This window comes from Nitratidesulfovibrio liaohensis, assembly GCF_011682075.1.
GTDB classification, from domain to species: domain Bacteria; phylum Desulfobacterota; class Desulfovibrionia; order Desulfovibrionales; family Desulfovibrionaceae; genus Cupidesulfovibrio; species Cupidesulfovibrio liaohensis.
Genome location: NZ_VSMK01000697.1, coordinates 1 through 766 on the forward strand (window position 1 = coordinate 1; position 766 = coordinate 766).

Annotated in this window: 1 protein-coding gene; it reads left to right on the top strand. The window is 70.0% G+C overall.

Annotation, left to right across the window (positions count from 1 at the left end):
- The coding region (locus FVW27_RS17835; RefSeq protein ID WP_481850175.1) for a penicillin-binding protein 2 at nucleotides 1–766 on the top strand (766 nt) is incomplete at both ends.

Consider the following 766-nt stretch of genomic DNA (forward strand, 5'->3'; position numbering starts at 1 on the left):
ACCGCGCGCGACGCGCGTCCCTCTTTCGAAGCGCGCGCCCCCCGTGCCGCGCGCGCCCTGCGCAACAAGAAGGCCCCCGGCGCAGCGTTCGGGGGCGGTCCGCGCTTCAATCCCTTTGCCCGCTTCGGCGAGACGGACTGGAGCAAGGTGCGTCTGTACAGCGTGGGCTGCGTGTTCGCGTTGCTGTGGATGCTGCTGTGGTCGCGCGCCTGGTACGTGCAGGTCTACGACGGTGACCGGCTGGCAAGCCTTGCCCGCCGCCAGCACATGGCGGCGGAGACCGTGTCCGGCAGGCGAGGCGCCATCCTTGACCGCAACGGGCAGATCCTGGCCCGCAGCGTGGAGGTGCGCTCGGTCTACGTCCGTCCCGGTGAGATCCGCGATGTGGACGCCACCGTCAACGCGCTGGCTGCGGCGCTGGAAGCCCCGGTCAAGCAGGTGCGCGAGGCCGTTGTCACCAAGCGCGGCTTTGCCTGGGTGGCCCGCAAGGTGGACGACCTGGCCGCCGAAAACGTGCGCAAGGCCGGGCTGCCCGGCGTGTACCTGAGCAGCGAATACGAGCGCATCTATCCCTTCAAGCAGATGGCCGGGCAGTTGCTTGGTTTCGTGGGCATGGAGAGCAAGGGCCTTGAAGGCCTGGAACTTACCTTCGACGAGGTGCTGAGCGGCGATTCCGCCCGCAACGTGGTGCAGCGCGACGCCGCCGGGCGCCGTCTGGACATGGACGGCGGCACGGGCCGCGCGGCACTGCGTGGCCGCGACGTGC